General features: G+C 47.4%; 8 protein-coding genes. 6 read left to right on the top strand and 2 right to left on the bottom strand.

The window, feature by feature from the left end; all coding sequences use genetic code 11:
- Window positions 1–298: 298 nt before the first annotated feature.
- The 6 genes from AABA75_RS17270 to AABA75_RS17245 all read left to right on the top strand — a co-directional run bounded on the left by AABA75_RS17270 (window position 299) and on the right by AABA75_RS17245 (window position 20,491).
- Window positions 299–1,459 (top strand): DUF4347 domain-containing protein, encoded by a 1,161-nt coding sequence (locus AABA75_RS17270; protein WP_338293991.1) that lies wholly within the window; start codon window positions 299–301, stop codon window positions 1,457–1,459.
- Entirely contained in the window at window positions 1,428–17,075 is a 15,648-nt protein-coding gene (locus tag AABA75_RS17265; protein ID WP_338293990.1) for a putative Ig domain-containing protein, read from the top strand. The genes AABA75_RS17270 and AABA75_RS17265 overlap by 32 nt, the downstream gene beginning before the upstream one ends.
- Window positions 17,076–17,233: 158 nt before the next feature.
- Complete coding sequence (locus tag AABA75_RS17260) at window positions 17,234–18,142, top strand: hydrogen peroxide-inducible genes activator (protein ID WP_338293989.1); 909 nt, start codon at window positions 17,234–17,236, stop codon at window positions 18,140–18,142.
- A gap of 153 nt (window positions 18,143–18,295) precedes the next feature.
- Window positions 18,296–18,838 (top strand): RNA polymerase sigma factor, encoded by a 543-nt coding sequence (locus AABA75_RS17255; protein WP_338293988.1) that lies wholly within the window; start codon window positions 18,296–18,298, stop codon window positions 18,836–18,838.
- Complete coding sequence (locus AABA75_RS17250) at window positions 18,831–19,514, top strand: hypothetical protein (protein WP_338293987.1); 684 nt, start codon at window positions 18,831–18,833, stop codon at window positions 19,512–19,514. Before AABA75_RS17255 ends, AABA75_RS17250 begins: the two co-directional genes overlap by 8 nt.
- A 14-nt stretch (window positions 19,515–19,528) precedes the next feature.
- Entirely contained in the window at window positions 19,529–20,491 is a 963-nt protein-coding gene (locus tag AABA75_RS17245; RefSeq protein WP_338293986.1) for a hypothetical protein, read from the top strand.
- A gap of 62 nt (window positions 20,492–20,553) precedes the next feature.
- Here AABA75_RS17245 and AABA75_RS17240 read toward each other — a convergent pair whose 3' ends face one another.
- On the bottom strand, window positions 20,554–21,387 hold the full coding sequence (locus AABA75_RS17240) for a hypothetical protein (RefSeq protein WP_338293985.1): 834 nt from the start codon (window positions 21,385–21,387) through the stop codon (window positions 20,554–20,556).
- Between the two features lie 345 nt (window positions 21,388–21,732).
- Window positions 21,733–22,869: a carboxynorspermidine decarboxylase gene (gene nspC, locus AABA75_RS17235; protein ID WP_338293984.1), complete on the bottom strand. Its 1,137-nt coding sequence runs from the start codon at window positions 22,867–22,869 to the stop codon at window positions 21,733–21,735.
- Between the last annotated feature and the right edge of the window lie 40 nt (window positions 22,870–22,909).

The following is a 22,909-nucleotide window of genomic DNA, read 5'->3' as shown; positions in this document are numbered from 1 at the left end:
TGCCCCAATTTTGAGGGGCTGATTGCCAGTAATTTGTCACTGTATGAGCCGCTCGATTTCAAAATTGCATGCTTTTTCTACATTTTTTTGCAGTGAATTTGTACAGCCTGGAAGTATCGCACTATAGTAAAAGCCTGACGTCATAACGTTGGTGTAATGAGCTGTAATCGCGATTTTAAACGTATGTTTGTACAAGTGTGGATTACTACATTTATTGAAGCTCAAAATAGCATTGCACTGTATATGGGGTGCAATTTGCCCAATAACTCAATTGGTGAGATAAACAAGGATATCAATCATGAAGCAAAGTGCAGTTGCAGGAATAATTGGTCTGCTGGCCCCTTTTACCCATGGAAGTGGACCCAATAACGCTTACCTTACGTCTGCGCCATCATACTTGCGACAATCTACACTTGATAAACAGGGCAGTATCCTTCACAGAGCCCCAGAACATGCGCCTGCAACCCTTGCTGTTAGTAAAACTAAGCCCCGACATGCTGCTGTGCTGAGCAGCAAGGATATGCAGGCTTATCGAACTGAGTTAAACGACCGTGATTTAACCATAAGCTCGGGCACTCATTTTGGGCCTGACCTTAAAAGAGCAGACCATGAGCCGACTCTATATCAGCAGCAAAGCGTAACTGAGCTGGTTGTTTTTGATGCCGGCGTGCAAGACAGGCAGGTCCTTAAAGAAGGACTCAAGCCTGGCGTTAAATGGGTAGAGTTACAAGCGGGTCGATCTGGTATTGAGCAACTGACAGAGATATTAGTACAGTATCAAAACCTGGAATCAGTGCACATTGTCTCGCACGGTGAAAGTGGGGCTTTGCAACTGGGAAATAGCAGAGTCGATGCTTCAGTAATACAGGATAACGAACAACTGGTAAACGCGCTAAATGATGCCACGATAAAGGGGGCAGATATTCAGTTTTATGGTTGTGACTTAGCCACAGGTGAAAAGGGTGCTGAGTTTTTGGATATTCTCAGTGCCGAAACCCATCTGGATATTGCCGCATCAGATGATTTAACCGGAACTCCAAAGCTAAATGGCGACTGGGATCTGGAAATTGTGCGTGGTGAGATTGAGTCTTCGGTGCCTTTTAGTGAAAAAGCACTTCTGGATTTTTCCGAAGTGTTGGTCGCATCCGACGGGATTAAAACGTTTTCCGGGTTTACTGATAATGGAAACGATCTGACCAGTACAGACTTTGTTGTCACCGGAGAATGTGCCAGTACTGCGTTTACTAACTGGCAAGTAGCAAGTGGAGAAGCTTATGTGTCAGATAGTTCTGGAACTGCAACCGAAGCCTGCACCATAACCGTAGCAGCCGATGGCACCAATACTGGTTCGTTTCAACTGACGGGCATTAGTTTCCGCGAATACTTGGCGGGCTTTGACTTTTATTCAGTGAAGGTGGTGGGCACGCGTGCTGACGGGGGGCACCGTAGACTCGGGTAATACCATTGATAACGGCGCGCGGGACGCCAGCCGGAGCGATACTGATGTGCTGACTGCGACCGACTTTGACTTCAGTCCATTTAGCGGTATTGCGTTTTCCTCATTCCAAATACAATTTACCATTGACCAGGGCAACTCTTCTGGTTTTGCATTTACCAGTTTCACTATAGCGAACGCCGCTTCCCCCGATAGCACCAATCCCAGTTTTGACAGCTCCAATTCCACACCTAACGACAATGCCACTGGTGTAGCGACCGCAAACGATATTGTGGTGGATTTTGATGAGGATATCGTGGCTGGTACTGGTAATTTCACCTTAAAACTGGTGGGCGGGGCAACGGTAGAAACCTTTGATATTGCTACTGCTACGGCGACCACCACACCCGGAGCTGGTGCTGTGGGAATAACTGGCGACAAAGTGTATTTGAATCCCACCTCAAATTTAGCTGAAAGCACCTCCTATGCTATTCAAATTGATAGCACTGCGATCGACGACAATGCCGGTAATAGCTTCGTAGGTATCAGTGACGACACTACCTTTAATTTTACCACCGCAGATGAAACTGCCCCCACTTTTAACAGTGCCGGTTCTACACCCAATGACGATACCACTGGAGTGGCAACTGCTAATGACATCGTAGTGGATTTTAGTGAAAATATCGCAGGCGGTACAGGCAACATCACCTTAAAACTGGTGGGTGGGGCAACGGTAGAGACCTTTGATATTACCGGGGCAACGACCACCACTACACCTGGTGCAGGTGCATTGGGTATCTCTGGCGACAAACTCTACATTAACCCCACCGCAGCGCTGACGGAATCTACCGCCTACGCTATTCAGATAGCCGGTACAGCAATTGACGATACATCCGGTAATAGCTTTGCGGGGATCGGCGACGATACCACCTTTAACTTTACCACCGCAGATGAAACCGCCCCCACGTTTAACAGTGCTGGTTCTACACCCAATGACGATGCGACAGGAGTGGCAACGGCCAATGACATTGTGGTGGATTTTAGCGAAAATATCGCAGGCGGTACAGGCAACATCACCTTAAAACTGGTGGGTGGGGCAACGGTAGAGACCTTTGACATTACCGGGGCAACGGCCACCACCACACCGGGTGCAGGTGCGCTGGGTATCTCTGGCGATAAACTCTACATTAATCCCACTGCAGCGCTGACGGAGTCGACTGCCTACGCTGTTCAGATCGCCAGTACAGCAATTGACGATACATCGGGCAATAGCTTTGCGGGGATCAGCGACGATACGACTTTCAATTTTCAAACTCAGGTGCCACCCCCTACGGTTACGCTGTCTCGTTCAGAAGCTACAGTAACTGAGGCTGCGACAAGTACTTCCACGATTACTGCTACGTTAAGTGCCTCTGCATCTGCAGATGCCACCATCACCATTGCTGTAAAATCTGGCAGCTCTGCAACCTTGGGCAGCGATTTTTCTCTGTCAACCACCAGTATTACGATTACCGCAGGTAATACGACGGGAACGTCAACTCTGACCGCAATAAACGACAGTATTGATGATGATGGCGAATCTGTAACCATAGAAATTACCGGAGTGAGTGGTGGTGACAGTGCCACAGAAGACGGTACTCAAGAAGTCTCAATAAGTATTACCGATAACGATGCGGCCGGATTTTCCATAGTTGAATCTTCAGGTGCAACAAATACCTCGGAGTCGGGAACCACTGATTCTTTTACCGTACAATTGGATTCTGAACCCACTTCTAACGTGGTATTCGACGTGTCGTCTGCTGATACAGGCGAAGCGACAGTGAGTCCCGCTAGTCTTACGTTCACCAATGCGAACTGGAATACGCCACAAACGGTGACTGTAACTGGGGTGGATGACAGCATCATTGATGGCACGCAAAGCTTTAATGTCACCTTGGCCGTGAATGATGCTTCTTCAGATAATACCTATGATCCGCTTAGCAATCAGACGGTGAGTGTCGATAATAGCGATAATGATGTCGCTGGATTTACGGTAACCGAATCATCGAGCTCTACCGCAACGACCGAAGCAGGCGGTACGGATAGCTTTACGGTGGTGCTGGATGCTGAGCCTAATTCCAATGTGGTGATTGATGTCACTTCAGCAGATACGGGCGAAGCGACGGTGAGCACCAGCAGCTTAACCTTTACGACAGCCAACTGGGATACGCCGCAAACCGTCACGGTAACGGGAGTGGATGATAACATCATTGATGGTACACAAACGTTTAACGTCACCCTGGCCATCGATGCTGCGTCTACCGATGATAACTTTGATGCGGTCAGTAACCAGACGGTGAGTGTCGACAATTCCGATAATGAAGTCGCCGGATTTACGGTAACCGAATCATCGAGCTCCACCGCAACGACCGAAGCGGGCGGTACGGATAGCTTTACGGTGGTGCTGGATGCTGAGCCTAATTCCAATGTGGTGATTGATGTCACTTCAGCAGATACGGGCGAAGCGACGGTGAGCACCAGCAGCTTAACCTTTACGACAGCCAACTGGGATACGCCGCAAACCGTCACGGTAACGGGAGTGGATGATAACATCATTGATGGTACACAAACGTTTAACGTCACCCTGGCCATCGATGCTGCGTCTACCGATGATAACTTTGATGCGGTCAGTAACCAGACGGTGAGTGTCGACAATTCCGATAATGAAGTCGCCGGATTTACGGTAACCGAATCATCGAGCTCCACCGCAACGACCGAAGCGGGCGGCACAGATAGCTTTACGGTGGCACTGGATGCTGAGCCTAATTCCAATGTGGTGATTGATGTCACTTCAGCAGATACGGGCGAAGCGACGGTGAGCACCAGCAGCTTAACCTTTACGACAGCCAATTGGGATACGCCGCAAACCGTTACGGTGACGGGAGTGGATGATAACATCATTGATGGTACACAAACGTTTAACGTCACCCTGGCCATCGATGCCGCTTCTTCAGATGATAACTTTGATGCGCTAAGTAATCAGACCGTCAGTGTTGATAATACTGACAATGACACTGCTGGTTTTTCTATTGTAGAATCTTCAAGCTCTACGGCCACTACGGAAGCAGGAGGCACAGACTCTTTCACAGTGGTGTTGGATGCAGAGCCAGATTCTAATGTAGTCATTAACGTAACATCTGGTGACACTGGCGAGGCGACAGTGAGTACTAGCAGTTTAACTTTCACCACAGCCAACTGGAATACGCCGCAAACGGTGACGGTGACCGGGGTGGATGATGATATCATCGACGGTACTCAATCATTTAACATCACAATGGCAATTGATGCCGCTTCGTCAGATGATAATTTTGATGCGCTGAGTGATCAGACAGTGAGCGTTGATAATTCTGATGATGATGTCGCAGGTTACACGATTACCGAATCTTCCAGCAGCACAGATACTACCGAAGCAGGTGGTACCGATTCTTTCACTGTTGCACTAGATGCGGAGCCCAATTCAGATGTGGTAATTAACGTTACATCGGGCGATACCGGTGAAGCAACAGTAAGCGCCAGCAGTTTAACCTTCACCAATGCTAATTGGAATACGCCGCAAACAGTCACTGTGACCGGGGTGGATGATGATGTTATCGACGGTACCCAAACCTTCAATGTCACTACATCGATTGATATCGCCTCTTCAGATGATAACTTTGATGCGCTTAGTGATAAAACCGTTAGCGTTGATAATACCGATGATGATGTTGCTGGCTTTACGGTAACCGAATCTTCAAGTAGTACAGACACCACCGAAGCGGGAGGCACGGATGATTTTACTGTTGTTCTGGATGCGGAGCCCGATTCTAACGTGGTTATCACCGTAACATCTGGGGATACAGGGGAAGCAACAGTAAGCACAAGTAGTTTAACCTTCACCAATGCCAACTGGAATACACCGCAAACGGTGACAGTGACTGGGGTGGATGATAGTAGCGTAGATGGTACTCAAACTTTTAACATCACAATGGCTGTTGACGATGCCTCCTCAGACAATAACTTTGATTCGCTGAGCGATCAGACGGTAAGCGTTGATAACACTGATGATGACACTGCCACGGTGACCATAGCGGATGTATCGGGTAATGAGGATGATGGCGCTATTACGGTAACGGCAACCCTAGATGTTGCCGTTGTGGGTGGCTTTAGCGTGGATGTGTCTACTGCAGATGGCACTGCCACTACATCCGACAGTGATTATACCCCGGTGACCAGTCAGACATTAACATTCGCCGGTACTGCAGGTGAAACTGAGACGTTTGACGTTACGCCTACCAGCGATTCCACCTCCGAAGGGAATGAAACCGTCTCCATTAGCATGTCTAATCTCAGTGGTGCGGTAGGCACAGTTAATATCAGTGATACTGCGACATTAACCATACTCGGTGATGATAATGCGGCGCCAGTGTTTTCTGGTCTGGACAATACACCGGCATATACCGAGGATGGTTCAGCGGTTACCTTGGACGGTGATGTCAGCATTTCTGATACTGAATTGGATGCACTCAATAGCTCCGCAGGTAATTATAGTGGAGCCACTCTGACAATCGCTCGCAATGGTGGTGCAAACTCTGATGACGAATTTTCTGCAAGCGGCAATTTGGCAACGCTTACCGAAACCGGTGCACTTACTTATAACAGTTTGGGGTATGGTACGGTAACAACTAATTCTAGTGGTACTCTGGTACTTACCTTCTCAGATAGCAGCAATATACCTACCACAGCAATTGTTGCCTCTATCATGCGGGCTATAACCTATAGCAATGGCTCGGATGCACCAGATTCCAGCGTGACTCTAGATTGGACCTTTAGTGATGGGGCAGCCTCAAGTACTGGCACGAACCAAGTTACGATATCGGTAACGGCAGAAAATGATGCGCCTGTGCTTGACGCGACACAGTCACCTGCGCTAACCGCAATCAATGAAGATGTGGTGGATGGTGATAACAGCGGCACAAATGTGGCGGCGGTAGTGGTAGATTCTTCAATGACTGATCCCGATGGTTCAATATTTGAAGCGATAGCCGTTACTGCGGTAGATAACAGCAATGGCGTCTGGCAATACAGCACCGACAGCGGTACTTCTTGGAATAACTTTTCGGACACGACCGGGCAGTCTGTGAGTCTGACCACCGCTTCCAGGTTGCTGGAAGGCGTCACCGTGGCAGGCCGAACCGCTCAAGGAGCAACGGCAAATATCGGCGGTGGCGGCAGTGACCATAAAGTGCGTTTCGTACCGAATGCCAATTACAATGGCAGTGCAACCATGACCTACCGGGCTTGGGACAGAACGAGTGGCACGGCTGGCTCAACCGCAGATACCACCACCAATGGCGGTACGACGGCATTTTCTTCTCAAAGCGACACGGCATCGATTACGGTGAATTCAGTGAATGATGACCCGAGCGTGGATACCAATGACGGCGTAACGGTGGAAAGAGGCAGTAGTATTACGATTGGCAGCTCTGTGCTTTCCACCAGTGATGTCGAGGATAGTGCAGCGAATGTAACCTACACAGTAACTGCGGTACCGACAGTTGGTGCGCTGCAATTATCCAACACTAGCTTGTCTGTTAACGATACCTTTACTCAAGATGATATTGATAACGATAATCTGACCTATGTCCATGCTGGCGCGGTGAATACCAGCGACAGCTTTACCTTCAGTGTTGCCGATCAGAATTCGGGCTCACTGACCGGACAGACTTTTAATATCACCATTCAGGATACCACCGCCCCCACCATCACGGCAGTTAGTATCCCCAATTCAACGCATAAAGTAGGCGACACGGTGACTGTTACCATGACGGTTTCTAGTGACAGTGATGACTACACTACTGGTAGTGGCGGTATTAGCGGCACTGTTGCGGGATATTCTCTCGGCAGTTTGAGTCGAGTCAGTGACACCCAATACACAGCTTCCTTTACCATTAGTGATGGTGGTACTGATGTAGCCGCGGGCTCTAATGTTTCAGTTAGCGTGGTATTGACAGATTCCAGTGGAAACAGTAACAGTGCCTTCACTACTGCGATCAGTCAGGCTAGCGATGCGATTTATGCCAACTTGCCGGAGGTGGTGCTAGCTGTTGATAAGACCACCATTACCGAAGACGGTAGTACTGCGAACGGTGTGGCTACAATAACCGCCTCGTTAACTGGTTCACTAAACAATATGTGGCCAGAGGACGTTGGTATTGATATATCCTTCGGTGGCACAGCTACGTTGACGAGCGATTACACGCGCTCAACAACCTCGCTCACTATTTCTGCAGAGAGCCTGTCGGACTCACTGACGGTAACTTCAGTAGCTGACAGTATCTTCGATGCATTGTCCGATGAAACCGTCACAGTGGACATTAATTGTATTGTTACTTCGTCAGTTTCAGCGGCCAGCGGCCAGACTAAGACGATCACTATCACCGATGCGCAATCTGCGCCTACAGTGGCGTTGAGTGTGGACAATACCGAAATCCCAGAGGATGGCAGTAGTTCAGCGACCGCTACAGCCACTTTATCTACGGCCACTTTCGAAAATGTAGTGATTGACCTCGCCTATTCAGGCACCGCAACCAGTAACGATGACTACAATGTCTTTGCATCTAATTCGATGACAATCACGGCCGGTCAGACCACTGTTTCTGTGGGTAACCCGGTAACCGCTACTCAAGATACTGACAGTGAAGGTGATGAAACGGTTATCATTGATATTGACAGTGTCAGTGGTGGTGGTGCCACCGAGGACACAGCACAGCAAGTAACTATTACTATTCAGGACGACGATAACACCGCCCCGGTATTTTCAAGTCTCGGTGGTACAGCGGACTTTACCGAAGATGGCTCTGCAGTCACCCTTGATAATGATGTAACAATTACCGACAGTGAAAATGATGCCGAAAATAGCAGTAGCGGTAACTATACCAATTCTACTTTAACCCTCGCTCGTAACGGCGGTGCTGATAGCAACGATACATTCGCCGTGGTGTCTGGAAGCCAAATGGCGGTATCAGGTAGTGATATTACCGACAGTATTGGCGATAAGTTTGCTAGCTTTTCATCCAGTAGCGGCACCTTAACCGTTACCTTTAGTGGTGATCTTACTACGCCGACAACGGCTCTGGTGAATGAAGTACTGCAGAATATTACCTACGAGAATACTTCTGAAGATCCAACTACAAGCGTGCAGCTGAATTGGACTTTCAGCGACAGTCAGCTATCCAGTAGTGGCTCAAGCGATACAACAACGGTAACTATTGCCACAGTTAACGACGCACCTACGTTAGATGATAGCCAATCGCCAATCTTGACAACTTTGTTAGAGGATGTCGCCGATGGAGATAATTCCGGAGACAGCGTGGCATCGATTGTCGTTGATAGCAGTATTGACAACATTGAAGCGGCACAAACCACTGAATCTATTGTTGTGACTAGTGTTGATAATAGCAATGGTGTGTGGCAGTACACTACGGATGGCGGCACTAACTGGAACGATTTCAGTAGTACAACAGGTTCATCCGTTGATCTAACCAGCACGACAGAGGCCCGTTTATTATCGTCTTCGTCTACCAATAACAAAATCCGTTTTGTTCCAGATGAGCATGCTAATGGCACTGCCACCTTTACGTTCCGCGCTTGGGATGAGGACACAGGCAGTAATGGTTCTACGGCAGATGTCAGCAGTACGGGGGGCGATACCGCGTTCTCTAGCAACACCGATACGGCGAGTGTTTCCATCACAGCTGTGAATGATGCGCCTGCGATAGGTACTAATAATGGGCTTACCGTTGATGAAGGAGGCACTGGTGTTATTACTACCAGCGTACTGGCTGATTCTGACCCCGATGATACCGGAACTGAACTGACCTTCACTGTTACGACTACGGTAACCAACGGTACCTTGTTCCTCGATGCCGATGGTGATGATACAGCTGATTCAGCCGAAACACTGTCAGCAAACAGCACCTTCACTCAGGCAGACTTGTCCAACGGAGATGTGCAGTATACCCATGATGGTGGTGAAACTACCTCAGACAGTTTTGAATTCTCACTTGCTGATGGTGGTGAAGACGAAGTCTCAGAACTGACGGGGCAGACGTTCAACATCACAGTTACTAGTGTCAATGAGACACCTGTGATCACCTCAACGGAAGTGACTTCGGCTACCGAAGACTCTGCGTATAGCTACACCATAACAGCGATTGATGTGGATGCTGGCGATAGTCTGACGTATGCTGCACCGACATTACCGTCGTGGTTATCTTTGGACTCCTCCTCCGGTGTCCTCTCCGGTACACCAGAGAATGATGACGTCGGAAGCCACAGTGTTGTGCTGACAGTGACTGATACTGGCAACTTATCTGCCACTCAAAGCTTCACTATCACAGTCGCTAATACGAATGATGCTCCAGTGATCAGCTCTACCGCTGTAACTGCAGCGAGCGAAGACAGTGCCTATAGTTATACGTTAACTGTTACCGACGTTGACGATGGAGACTCCGTAACCTTGGCGGCCACAACCTTACCGGACTGGTTGTCCTTTAGCAGTGGCACAGGCGTGTTAACTGGAACTCCTACTAACAATGAGGTTGGAAGCCACTCTGTCACACTTACAGCAACAGACAATAGTAATGCAACAGATATTCAGAGTTTCACAATCATTGTTGCAAACACCAACGATGCGCCTGTGATCAATTCCACGGCTATTACCTCGGTGAATGAAGATAGTGCTTACAGTTATACTCTAACTGCCACCGACGTGGATGATGGGGATACTTTAACCTTGGCAGCGCCCACTTTGCCGGACTGGTTATCTTTTGACAGTTCCACTGGAACATTGTCAGGTACGCCAGTAAATAGCAATGTGGGTTTTCACGCTGTTGTGTTAACAGCTACGGATACCAGTAACGCAGTTGATACGCAAAGCTTCACAATCACGGTTGCCAACACTAATGATGCGCCAGTTATCAACTCTACCGCTATCACCTCAGTGAACGAAGATAGTATTTATAGTTATACTTTAGCTGTTACTGAGGTAGACAATGGAGACATTGTATCCTTGGCCGCTACAACATTACCGAGCTGGTTGTCTTTTGACAGTTCCACCGGAACATTGTCAGGTACACCATTAAATAGCGATGTGGGTAGTCACCCTGTCGTGTTAACAGCTACGGATACCAGTAACGCAGTTGATACGCAAAGCTTCACAATCACGGTTGCCAACACTAATGATGCGCCAGTTATCAACTCTACCGCTATCACCTCAGTGAACGAAGATAGTATTTATAGTTATACTTTAGCTGTTACCGAGGTAGACAATGGAGACACTGTATCCTTGGCCGCTACAACATTACCGAGCTGGTTGTCTTTTGACAGTTCCACCGGAATATTGTCAGGTACACCATTAAATAGCGATGTGGGTAGTCACCCTGTCGTGTTAACAGCTACCGATACCAGTAACGCAGTTGATACGCAAAGCTTCACAATCACAGTTGTCAACACTAATGATGCGCCGATTATCAGCGGAACACCTGCTACCGAAGTGGCGGTAGGAGACAATTATAGTTTTGTACCTGGTGCCAGTGATGATGATAATGATTCGCTTAGCTTTAGTAGTACAAACCTACCTTCATTCTTGCAATTAAGTCCGAGTAATGGCGAGATAAGCGGTACGCCTGGTCGCGAAGATATTGGAACTTATACCGATATCGTTGTGAGTGTTAGCGATGGAACCGTAACCTCAAGCCTGGCCGGATTTACATTAACCGTTGTGGATTCCAACGAAGCTCCGGTGATTGAGCAAGGTGAAAGTATCACAGTAAATATGAGTGAAGACGGCTCACCTACTGCGTTTGCGCTGAGCTTGAGTGCCACTGATGTAAATGATGATTCTCTGACTTGGTCTATTAGTGAAGCGACCTTGGGTGCCGTAAGTGTCAGTTCCAGTGGTGTTGTCAATTACTCACCAGAGGCTGATGTTAATGGCACAGATAGTTTCAGCGTCTCAGTGTCTGATGGAATCCTTGAAGACACGATTGCGGTTACCGTGAATATTGAAGCCGTGAACGATGCGCCGATTATTTCAGGCACACCTACCACCTTAATATCGCTGGGTGATATATACAGCTTTGTGCCCACCGCCAGCGATGTTGACAGTGATCCTCTGACTTTCAGTATTGATACAACGCCATCATGGGCTAGTTTCGATAGTGCTACAGGTGCGTTAACTGGCACTCCGACGGGCAATGATGTGGGAACCTCTGGTGCTATAGTGATTACTGTATCTGACGGCGATGCCTCGGCAAGTTTAACGGCCTTTAGCATTACCGTCGTCGACCCCAATGCTAATGTTGCTCCAACAGTATCCGATGTGGCAGATAGTACTGATGAGGATGTTGCTGTAGAGGTTACCCTTGCCGGTGAAGATGCTAATGGTGATGAGCTTACTTACTCAGTGATTACGGCTCCGGCCAATGGTGAAGTTGTGATCGCAGGTAATATTGCCACTTATACACCTTCGGCCGATTTCAATGGTTCAGATAGCTTTACCTACAGTGCTAATGATGGCTTGTTGGATGCTGAAGAAGCGGCAACCGTGACTATTGCTATTAGTGCTGTCAATGATGCGCCGTTAATCACTGGTGAGCCCGCTACTCAAGTGGCGCTTGGTTCTGCTTATCTGTTTGAGCCGTCAGCTAGCGACGTTGAAGGAGACACATTGACCTTTAGCGAAGAAAACCTGCCTACATGGTTGTCGCTCAATGCTGAGACAGGAGTTGTCAGTGGTACACCTACTGAAGAGGACCTTGGCACTTACAACGGCATCGTTATTACGGTATCTGACGGTGACCTTAGTAGCAGCTTGGTGGCATTTAACATTGAAGTAATCGATCCCAATGTGAATACTGCGCCGGTGGCTTTCGATAGTAATATTGAAACCAATGAGGATACGGCCGTAACCTTTGCGTTAGTGGCCACCGACGTCGATGAGGATACGCTCACTTTCACTATCACTCAGATGCCTGCTTCGGGCACCATTGAGCAAGATGGCAGCAGCGTGACTTATACTCCTGATGCTAATGTGAGTGATATTCAGGATAGCTTTAACTTTACTGTGAGTGATGGAGTTGATACCTCAGAGCAAGCTACGGTAATCATCGATATTCTTGCGGTCAATGATGCCCCAGAAATCGAAGGTACGCCTGTTACTTCAGTGCGTGTGGGAGAAAGCTACGAGTTTATTCCATCGACCTCCGATATTGAGAACGATACGCTGACCTTTACCATCGAGAATCAACCGCGTTGGAGTAGTTTTGATGGCAACACAGGCGCACTGACAGGTGTGCCCGGGAGTACTGATTTGGGAACTTACGGTAATGTCACCATTACTGTTTCAGACGGTACTGACGAGGCGGTGCTTGAAGCATTCAACATTGATGTGTTGGGGAATGAAGTCCCTGTAATTAGCGGTAATTCGGTAAGTGCCGTTGAAGTGGGACAAAGTTACAGCTTTACACCACAAGCCAGTGATCCGGATGGGGATTCACTTACCTTTAGTATTGAAAACCAACCCGGCTGGACGGCATTTGACAGTGAAACGGGTACGTTAAGTGGTGCCCCACAAGATAGCGATATTGGTACTTATGCAGGGATAGTGATCAGTGTCAGCGATGGTTTTGATAGCGTCTCGCTGCAAGCTTTCGATCTCGAAGTCTGTGATGTGTGCGGCAATGTAGCGCCAACTATTAGCGGCATTCCGGGCACGGCAGTTACGGAAGGCGCAAGTTACTCCTTCACACCTTCCGCGTCAGACATTAATGGCGATCTCTTGACATTTAGTATTGATAATCAGCCAGGCTGGACTAGCTTTGACAGTGCCACAGGCTCATTGACTGGTGTACCGGGCATTGCGGATGTCGGCACCTTCACGGGTATTGTAATATCTGTCAGTGATGGCGAGTTGAGCGCAAGTCTTACGGCCTTCAGTATCACTGTGAATGAGCTAAACGATGCGCCTGTGATCAGCGGTACTCCAACTAGTTCTATATTCCAGAATGATGAGTACTTGTTTACTCCTGCAGCTTCTGATGCCGAAGGCGATACCTTAACCTTTAGCATCATTAACAAACCCGGTTGGGCCTCCTTTAATAACCGTACAGGTACGCTTCGTGGTACACCTTTAGCAGCCAATGTGGGTATTTACAATGATATTGTCATCAGTGTCAGCGATGGTAATAGCAGCAGTGCTTTAGGTGCATTTAGCATTGAGGTTGTGGCCCGAAACAGTGCACCAGTGATTTCCGGTTCGCCGAGAACAGCCATCACTCAGGGAGTGAGCTACAGCTTTACGCCGTCTGCCACTGATGCAGATGGTGATAGCTTGAGCTATAGTGCCTCCGGCTTACCGGGGTGGTTGTCTGTTGATACTACGACAGGAGCACTGAGCGGTACACCAAACGCAGACGATGTGGGTGTTACAGGTACCATAGTAGTGACGGTAACTGATGGAACAGATAGCGCAAGCTTGACTGGATTCACTATCACGGTGACAGAAGCTAACGCCATACCTGTGGCCACTGATAGCAGCGTTACAGTTGATGAAGACACCAGTATTGCTATCACGCCGGATGTGGTAGATGGTGATGGCGACAGCCTAACATTAACGGTGCTTACTCAACCTGCCAACGGCAGCCTGACAGAGACGGCATCTGGATGGACTTATACCCCGGATGCAGACTTTAATGGCAGTGACAGCTTCGTGTATCAAGCCAGTGATGGTGACGCCAACTCTGAAAATGCAACGGTCAGCATTACAGTGAATAATGTAAACGATCGCCCTGTGGCAGTCGTCGATACATTCAATTTCGATCAAAACGCAGAGGGTATTTATGTTCTGGATGTACTGGCCAATGATACCGATGCAGATATTGCTACAGCGGGTGATGTGCTGACCTTACAAGGCGTAGATCCTGATATCGGTGTAGCTACCATCGTTAACAATCAGGTGCAGTTTAATCCGGGCGTTAGCTTTATCGGTGATGTTGATCTGGTTTACTCGGTCAGAGACAGTGCCCGTCGCAGCGCGCAAGCGCGAGTGAATCTCACCATTAATGGCGTGGCAGGTATCGGACAGCCAGTCCTGACTGTCCCGGCTGATCTCACGGTTGATGCAGAAGGTCTATTTACAGAGGTGGACCTTGGCGTAGCGAACGCTACAGACGCTGATGGAAATCCGTTGCCAGTATCTTTGGTACGTGGTTCGAGCAACTTCAAGCCGGGCGCTAAGAAAGTGTTCTGGACTACCGAAGACAGCTTTGGTTCCACAACCACCGATTCGCAAATACTGCACGTTAATCCGCTGATTTCACTGAGTAAGGATAAAATTGTGAAAGAAGACAGCACGGTTAATGTGAGAGTAATACTCAACGGTGATGCGCCCGTGTATCCGTTAACTGTGGGCTACACAGTGAGCGGTACCGCTACATCCGGTAGTGATCACGATGCCCAGAGCGGTAGTGTGACCTTTACCAGTGGCAGAGAGCAGAGCATTACCTTCAATGTCTTCGCTGATGACGAGGTGGAAAGTGGTGAAACAGTTACCTTTGCTCTGAACAGCGGACAAAATCTCGGTGCCAACAACGTCTCGGTAATTACCATATCAGAGGAGAATATCGCACCAGAAATTCGTTTGACGGTTACTCAGGGAGGCGATGATCGTCTTACTGTGGCTCAGGATGAAGGTAATGTGCGCATTACCGGTACCGTTACCGATGCCAACCCACAGGACACACTAAATGTTCAATGGAGCAGTAACGGATTAACGGATTTAAGTAATTCGAACAATAACTTTATTTTCCGTCCATCTGATGTGGCAACTGGTATCTATCAGGTAACCTTATTCGCCAGCGACAATGGTGAACCCGTGTTGTCTAATACCGCAGACGTATTCATTGAAGTGGTTGAAACACTCGAGGTATTGTCAGACACATTGGATTCAGATGGTGACCTTATCCCGGATGATCAGGAAGGTTATGCCGATGCAGACGGAGATGGTATCCCGGATTATCTGGATGCAATCGACGACTGCAACGTGGTACCTGAACAAGCTGTTACGCAAGACGAGTTCCTTGTGGAAAGTGAGCCCGGTGTCTGCTTGCGTCAGGGTTCTATATCAGCCCTAAACAGCTCAGATGGTTTGGAAGTTATCATCGGTATCGATGGCGCTGGTCGCGCAGCCTACAATAGCCGTGGCGAACGCGTTATCTTGCAAGCGGAAGGGTTACCAGAAGATACTGAGGCTAGCAACATTGGCGGCATCTTCGATTTTATTCTCTACAATTTACCTGAAGAAGGACAAACCGCTTCGGTAGTGCTGCCGCAAACCCGTCCGGTACCAGCCAATGCGGTTTATCGTAAGTACAGTGTCAGAAATGAACGCTGGGGTGATTTTGTTATCAATGACAATAACCAGATATTCTCTGCACGCGGAACTAAAGGCGTATGTCCGCCTCCGGGCAGCTCCCGCTGGATTGCAGGTCTGACGGAAGGCCACTGGTGTGTGCAGTTGCAAATTCTGGATGGTGGTATCAATGATGATGATGGCCTGGTGAATGGCGCAGTTTCTGACCCAGGTGGTGTAGCAGTGGTTCTGGCCGGCAATAGTCTACCGGATATTCAGGACGACAGTGCCAGCATGCAGTGGAATACGACTATCGAAATTGATGTACTGGCTAATGACAGTGATGACGATGGTGATTCTCTGAGTGTTGAAAGTGTCGATGGTAGCTTTGGTACTGCAGATATCACGGCAACCGATACCATTATGTACACACCTGATAACGGCTTTGTTGGAACGGAAGTACTGACTTATGCCGTGAGTGATGGCAATGGCGGTACGGGCAGTGCCCAGGTGACCATAACGATTAATGGTAACCGTGCTCCGGGTGCCAGAAGTGATAGCGCCAGCACTACAGATGACGTTGCGATCGAAATCGATGTATTAGCTAATGACATCGATATCGATGGTGATGAACTGATAATCCGTTCAGCTGACGTAGACTTTGGTACGGTGAGTATTACGGCAGGTAATACCCTGTTGTATACGCCAATGAGTGGATTCGATGGCTTAGCCACCATTACTTATGTGGTTTCAGACAGCTTCGGTGCCACATCAACGGCAACGGTATCAGTGGTAGTGGATGGTAATCAGGCACCTCAGGCACTGGATGATACCGTTTCCACTGAGTTTGAAACATCGGTAACTATTGCCGTACTGGATAATGACATGGATATTGATGGCGATGAGTTGTCTGTTGTAAGTGCCAATGCCAGCTCAGGTAGTGTTGTCGTTAATAGCAACAATACTCTGACCTTTACACCGGCATCGAACTTCAGTGGCACTGTGACTATCACCTATACAATAAGTGACGGTGAACTGACTGATGAAGGGCGAGTGACAGTGACAGTAGCCGCTGAACCAGTGGAAGTGGTTACCGTGAACAATAAATCCGGTGGCGGTGCCATCAATGCCTTCTGGTTATTAGTATTGCTGATGGTGGCTTGGCGTCGCAAAGTAATTGCTGAGATGGTTAACAGCATACGTCGTCGTTAACCGAGTAAAAGTAAGCTAAAAAAAGGGCACAGTGTGCCCTTTTTTATTGCGTGACGTTTGTTCCACTAATGATATTTTGAATTAAAATGTTTGTTTTTAATTGAATTATTTAATGGTGACGGAAATAATTATCAGATGTCGCCCTTACAGGACTTATTATGAAATGGCCTAACTTGAAACATTTACACTATCTGGTTACTTTGCACCAGGAGCAACACTTCAATCGTGCGGCTCAGCGCTGTCACGTCAGCCAATCCACATTGAGTACCGCAATTCAGAATCTCGAAGAACAGCTAAGTGGACAGTTGCTGGAACGCGATCACAAAACCTTTATTTTTACCTCTTTTGGCCTTGAGATAGTTGAGCGCAGTAAAGCCTTGTTACAGCAGGCGGGAGAAATGGTTGATTACGCCACATCGGCCGGTGATTGGCAGGCCGGAAACTTGAAGGTCGGGGTAATTCCGACTATTGCGCCATTTATCTTTGAAGGCTTGATTAATGCAATTGGCAAGGCCTTACCAGCGCTCAATATGCAACTGCAAGAAGACACGACCGACAATTTATTAAAACAACTCAACGATGGTGTACTGGATTTATTGGTGTTGGCGCTGCCCATTGAAACGCCGGGTTGCAAGCAGCTCATTGTTGGACACGACCCGTTCCATCTGGTGGGGCACGAAGATTTCTTATCCCAGCTCCCTAAACCGCTGGAAATATCCTCCTTACCCAAAAATAGCGTGTTTTTATTGCAATCAGAGCACTGTATGACGGGCCATGCGGTGAGTGCATGTGGGCTGAAACATGCTGAGCAAGTGAGTGCACTAGCGGCTAGCAGTATTCACACCTTGGTGAAGTTAGCTGCATGTCGCATGGGAGTCACCTTTTTGCCGGGTATGGCGCTGGCTGAAAACATTCTGGCTGATTCGCCATTGGTGGCCCTGGAGCCGGAAGACAAAGCCTTTCGGGAAATTGGCCTGGTGTGGCGCAACGGTACAACTCGTATGCAGCTATTTCGCAAATTCGCGGAAGTGATCGCACCGTTAATGCCAGTGCCAAAGCTCAGTTAACAATCTTTATTTAAATAGGTTTTTATCGCTTATGAAATTTTTTTTGTGCGATATACAACTTTTTGCTTTGGGCCTTCGACTTTAATAACCAAGAGCAACACATGATAGCCACAAACAGTAATTTGCAATGGCTATCACACGGGACAAACAAGCGTGTTTGAAAAAACGGATGAACAATTAATCCAAAAGGCTTTGCAAGGAAATAAAGGCGCCTGGATGAAGCTGGTTAAGCGTTATGAAAAATCCATCTATAACTACGGAATTCGCATGACCAGCAATAGAGAGGATGCTCTGGATTTAATGCAGGAGATATTCACATCGGTATTTCGAAACTTGTCATCTTATCGAGGTGAAGGCAGTTTTAAAGCATGGTTATTTCGCATTGCCAGTTACCGCTGTGTCGAGTTCTATCGTCGCAAAAAGCCCACTCAAGCACTGGATGATAGTCCGGAAATGGTGTGCGAAGCGGCAGCCCCTGATGAGGTTTTGATGGGTAATCGAGACAATCAGCAACTAATCGAGGCAATGGCACAGTTGCCACTGGCACAAAAAGCCGTGGTGGAATTGAAATTCTTTGGTCAGTTTACGTTCGAGGAAATTGCTGAGCAGCTTAATGTTTCCAGTAACACTGTAAAGTCTCGACTTTACAGTGCCCTTGATAAACTGAAGTCGTTATTAGAGGTGGAATATGTCTGATTTGAATAAAGCCAAACAAGCGCTATTCATGAAATGGACAGAGTCAGAACTGACAGACCATGAGCAACAATTGTTTGAGCAATACTGCATCGATGATGAGGACTTTGCCGACAAAGTGTCTGTTCATGGCCGCTTGCAACAAATGTCTGAGCACTATGAGGCAGCAGAAGTACCGGACTGGGATCGAAGTACCGGGTTTAGTCATGCACAGGCTTCACCCTGGTGGCAGTGGAAAGGTTTGCCGGCTTTGTCTTTTGCCACCTCTATTGCTGCAATTTTATTAGTGACGCTGAAATTAGAGTTCACGGTGCATGATGGCAGTATGACCATTAGTTTCTCCGGCGCAGCTCAGCAAAAACAGATTGAGCAATTAGTAAATGAGCGAATTGCCGAATATGCCGCACTTCAAAATAGCAAATTTGAAGAACAAGCGGAGTTGTTGCAGAACAATCAAATGCAAATGAATACCCAATTGGCCAATTATGTATTAGCCACCAGTCGTACTGAACGACGCGAAGATTTTGCTGAGTTAATCAAACATGTTAACGAGCAGAGGGAAGATGATCAGGTGTTTTATGCGCGCCAGATAAATCGACTCAAAACCGATATAAACGCGAACAGTCGTCGACCCGATTGGTTATCTGAACTTAACGAACAACCCAATTCTGAAAACTAGTGGAGTATCAGAACATGAACAAGTCATTTTTAGTGATCAGCATTATTGCCAGCCTGTCTTTCGGTACTCAGGCAGAAGAAAACCTGAAAGCCGTATATAAAGATGCGCAGATAATGCAAAACATCCTGACTACGTCCTTAAAGCAAAATACTCGCAAGGAAGGTATTCGTTTTCGCAAGATAGAATCGGGTTACCTCGCCGGGCAAGGTCTGTTGTTTGATGTGTATACCTCATCGTCTCGCAATATGCATTTTAGTTTCGATTTAGGCACCATGGTGCAGAGTATTGAAGGCATGGTAGAAGCATTTGACTTCCCGCCAGCCCCCCCTGCTCCGACAGTACCTGATTTGACCAGTGATTCTGAAAACTTTGTATTTTCCTTTGAAGTTGATGAGGACATGGAGGATTACATTGAAGAAGTGCAAGAACGCACTCGAGAAGTCATGCGGGAGCAGCGTGAGAGACGTCGCGAGTTGCAGGAGCGGGAGCGCGATCTCAATTGGGAAGCAAGGGAATACGAGCGACGAGTGCGCGACATGGAATTCGAGATGAGACATGCTGAAAAAGAGCGTAAAAAAGAGCTGGAAAAGGGAGTCAAAGAAGTTAAGGCTGAATTAGAAAAACTGGAAGCCAAGAAAGCCGAATACGCAAAAAAAGCTAAACAACTTGCTGAAGAGGAAGAAAAGCGCCAGGCTAAACTTGAAGAAGCGAAAAATCAAATGACCAATCGCTTCCTGGCGGATTTTGAAGCGACAATTGCTGACACCCTTTGCGATTATGGTAGTGGTTTGAAATCGTTACCCGACACTGAAAAAGTCAATTTTATCTTGAAGGATTTCGTCAGAGATGACAACCGACGCTCTGATAAGGATATTGACAAAATTTACGTGTTTAACCTCAAAGACGTGAAACAGTGTGTGCAGGAGAAGATTTCTCCGAACGATCTGTTAACCAAAGCACAAACCTATATGTTTTAAAACACTTGGGCATTAACAAGGCCGGCATATGCCGGCCTTGTTGTTTGTTCTGGTACCAGGCCTTAAAAAGAAGCGGTTAATAAGCTGGACGTACTATCCACTAACATAAACTCTTGAGCAATTTCAAAACCCGGTTGTGCCACATAAGGTAATGTGACGACTTCTGTTTGATTTTCTTTCAGCTCATTGTGCAGGCTCAGCATCCAGGGAGTATTCTTTAATAGCTCATCTAAAGACCCATTCTCCAGCATGGAGACGAGGCCTTTGCGCAGTGCTCGCGCGATATCGGGACGACTTTCGTGTACGATAAAAAACCACGGGTTTTCGACATTCACAATAAAATCCGATGTAGTGAGATAGTTTTCTCCATCAAGACGAGCGACCGGCATAAAAGCCACATCAAATCGCTCTCCCTGAAGCATTGCTGTCAGATTACTGCCGTGCTTGACTCTGATCACCTTGTAATCATTCTGTTGCAATGGGTTCACTATGCCGTCATCCCTAAACATACCGATTTCAAGGTTCCGCAGTTTGCCGAGGTTTGGTATTGCGTCTCCCTTGCGGGCGACAATACGGTAAGAGTTCATCAAGCCTCTGAAAACAGGAATGTTAAGCAGGTGATGTTTAGTTCCTGAAACGGTTTTACCTGATTGCCATAGAATGTCTATTTCGCCATCATCAAAGGCGTTTTTTAATCTTTCACCTGAAAGTGATTGCGGGTGATGCGTTATTGCTGCATGCAGGTTTTGAGCTGCTAATGCTTTGGCAATGAGTATGCTGGCATGGCTGTCTTCTACACTGTCTTGAAAGGGTAGTGTTATCCCGTTCGCATTGACTGAGGTACTGAACAACGCGGTGCAGAGCAACATTGATAAAAACTTGGTTAAGCGTGACATATCCTTCTCCTTTGCATCGTGATTGATGTGATAAACGAATGTTCAGAGACAGCCTTGATTGTTTTAGTTATTGCAGAGTCCTGTCCACAATTCTGCTGATGCCAGTCTTGGGCCAGATTGGTAACTAAATGATTTCATTGGAAATAAGTATTGAGCAGGAAGAAAACGGAGCAAAAAAAGCACAAAACAAAGGCTTTCCAGCACCAGGGAAGTGCAATATACACAACTTTAACAAGTTGTTTTCCTGTGATTAACCCATGGGGAAGATTGTCACCCTTAATCAGGTAAAATGTTCACCGTTATTTGGTAAAAAGCGCAGTGCAGAGCTCGTACTCTGCACCAAAATCAGGAAAGACGGGCTCGAAACTCTTCATAAGAAAAGGATTTTACGCACTTGAAATCACCGTCTTCTTTTAAAATGCCAATGTGTGGATGTTGAACACCATTGAAGAAGGTGGTTTTTACCATTGTGTAATGGATCATATCTTCAAATATCAGCCGGCTGCCGGGCTCAAGTGGCTGATCAAAGCTATAGCTGCCAATCACATCACCTGCCAGGCAGGAATTTCCGCCTAGTTTATAGGTGAAAGCTTTCTCACCGGGGTCACCAGCATTTCTGACTGCCGGACGATAGGGCATTTCCAAGACATCCGGCATGTGTGCTGTGGCTGAGATGTCCAGCAATGCGATTTGCCCTTGATTCTCCACGATATCAACCACTTCACAGATCAAAGGGCCCGTTTGCCAGGCGACGGCAGAGCCGGGCTCTAAAATCAGTTCGACATCGTATTTTTCCCGGAAAGTTTTCAATACCGAAATCAAATGCTCAACGTCATAACCTTGTTTGGTCATTAAGTGACCGCCACCGAGGTTAATCCATTTAAGGCCATGTAGCCACTTGCCGAACTTTTCTTCTACCGCTTTTATGGTGCGTTCGGTAGCAAAGGAGTCACACTCACACAGGTTGTGAATGTGGAATCCTTCAATACCACTTAAATCCTGGCCTTCGAGATCGATGGCGCGAATGCCCAGACGAGAGCCAGGTGCACTGGGATCGTATAATTCCGTGTCCGCTTCCTGATGCTCAGGATTAACGCGAATGCCGGGTGATATCTCTGTGCCGTTAAAATCGGCTTTATAGCGCTGCCACTGGTTCAAACTGTTAAACGAGATGTGATTAACCAGCTGTTTGAGCTCTGCGATGTCTTCCGGTTTGTAAGCCGGTGCATAGGCGTGTACTTCTTTCCCCATTTCTTCTTTTGCTAGTTTAGCTTCCCAGACAGAACTTGCTGTACAGCCATGTAAGTACTCACCAACCAAATCAAAAGTGGACCACATGCTGAAACCTTTTAGAGCCAGAATGATTTTGCAGCCAGACGCAGCTTGAACCCGCTGCATCAATTCCAGGTTGCGTTTCAATTTGGCTTCTTCACACACATAACTGGGGGAGGGAATGTCAGGTGATAGTAGCGGATCAGTCATCAATTTATTCTCGTTAAAACTAACAGTGGCTAAGCCAAAG

Origin of the sequence: Planctobacterium marinum (assembly GCF_036322805.1) — a bacterium.
Classification (GTDB): domain Bacteria; phylum Pseudomonadota; class Gammaproteobacteria; order Enterobacterales; family Alteromonadaceae; genus Planctobacterium; species Planctobacterium marinum_A.
The sequence above is the reverse complement of the archived record's forward strand: the minus strand, read 5'-3'. Positions and strand labels throughout refer to the sequence as shown.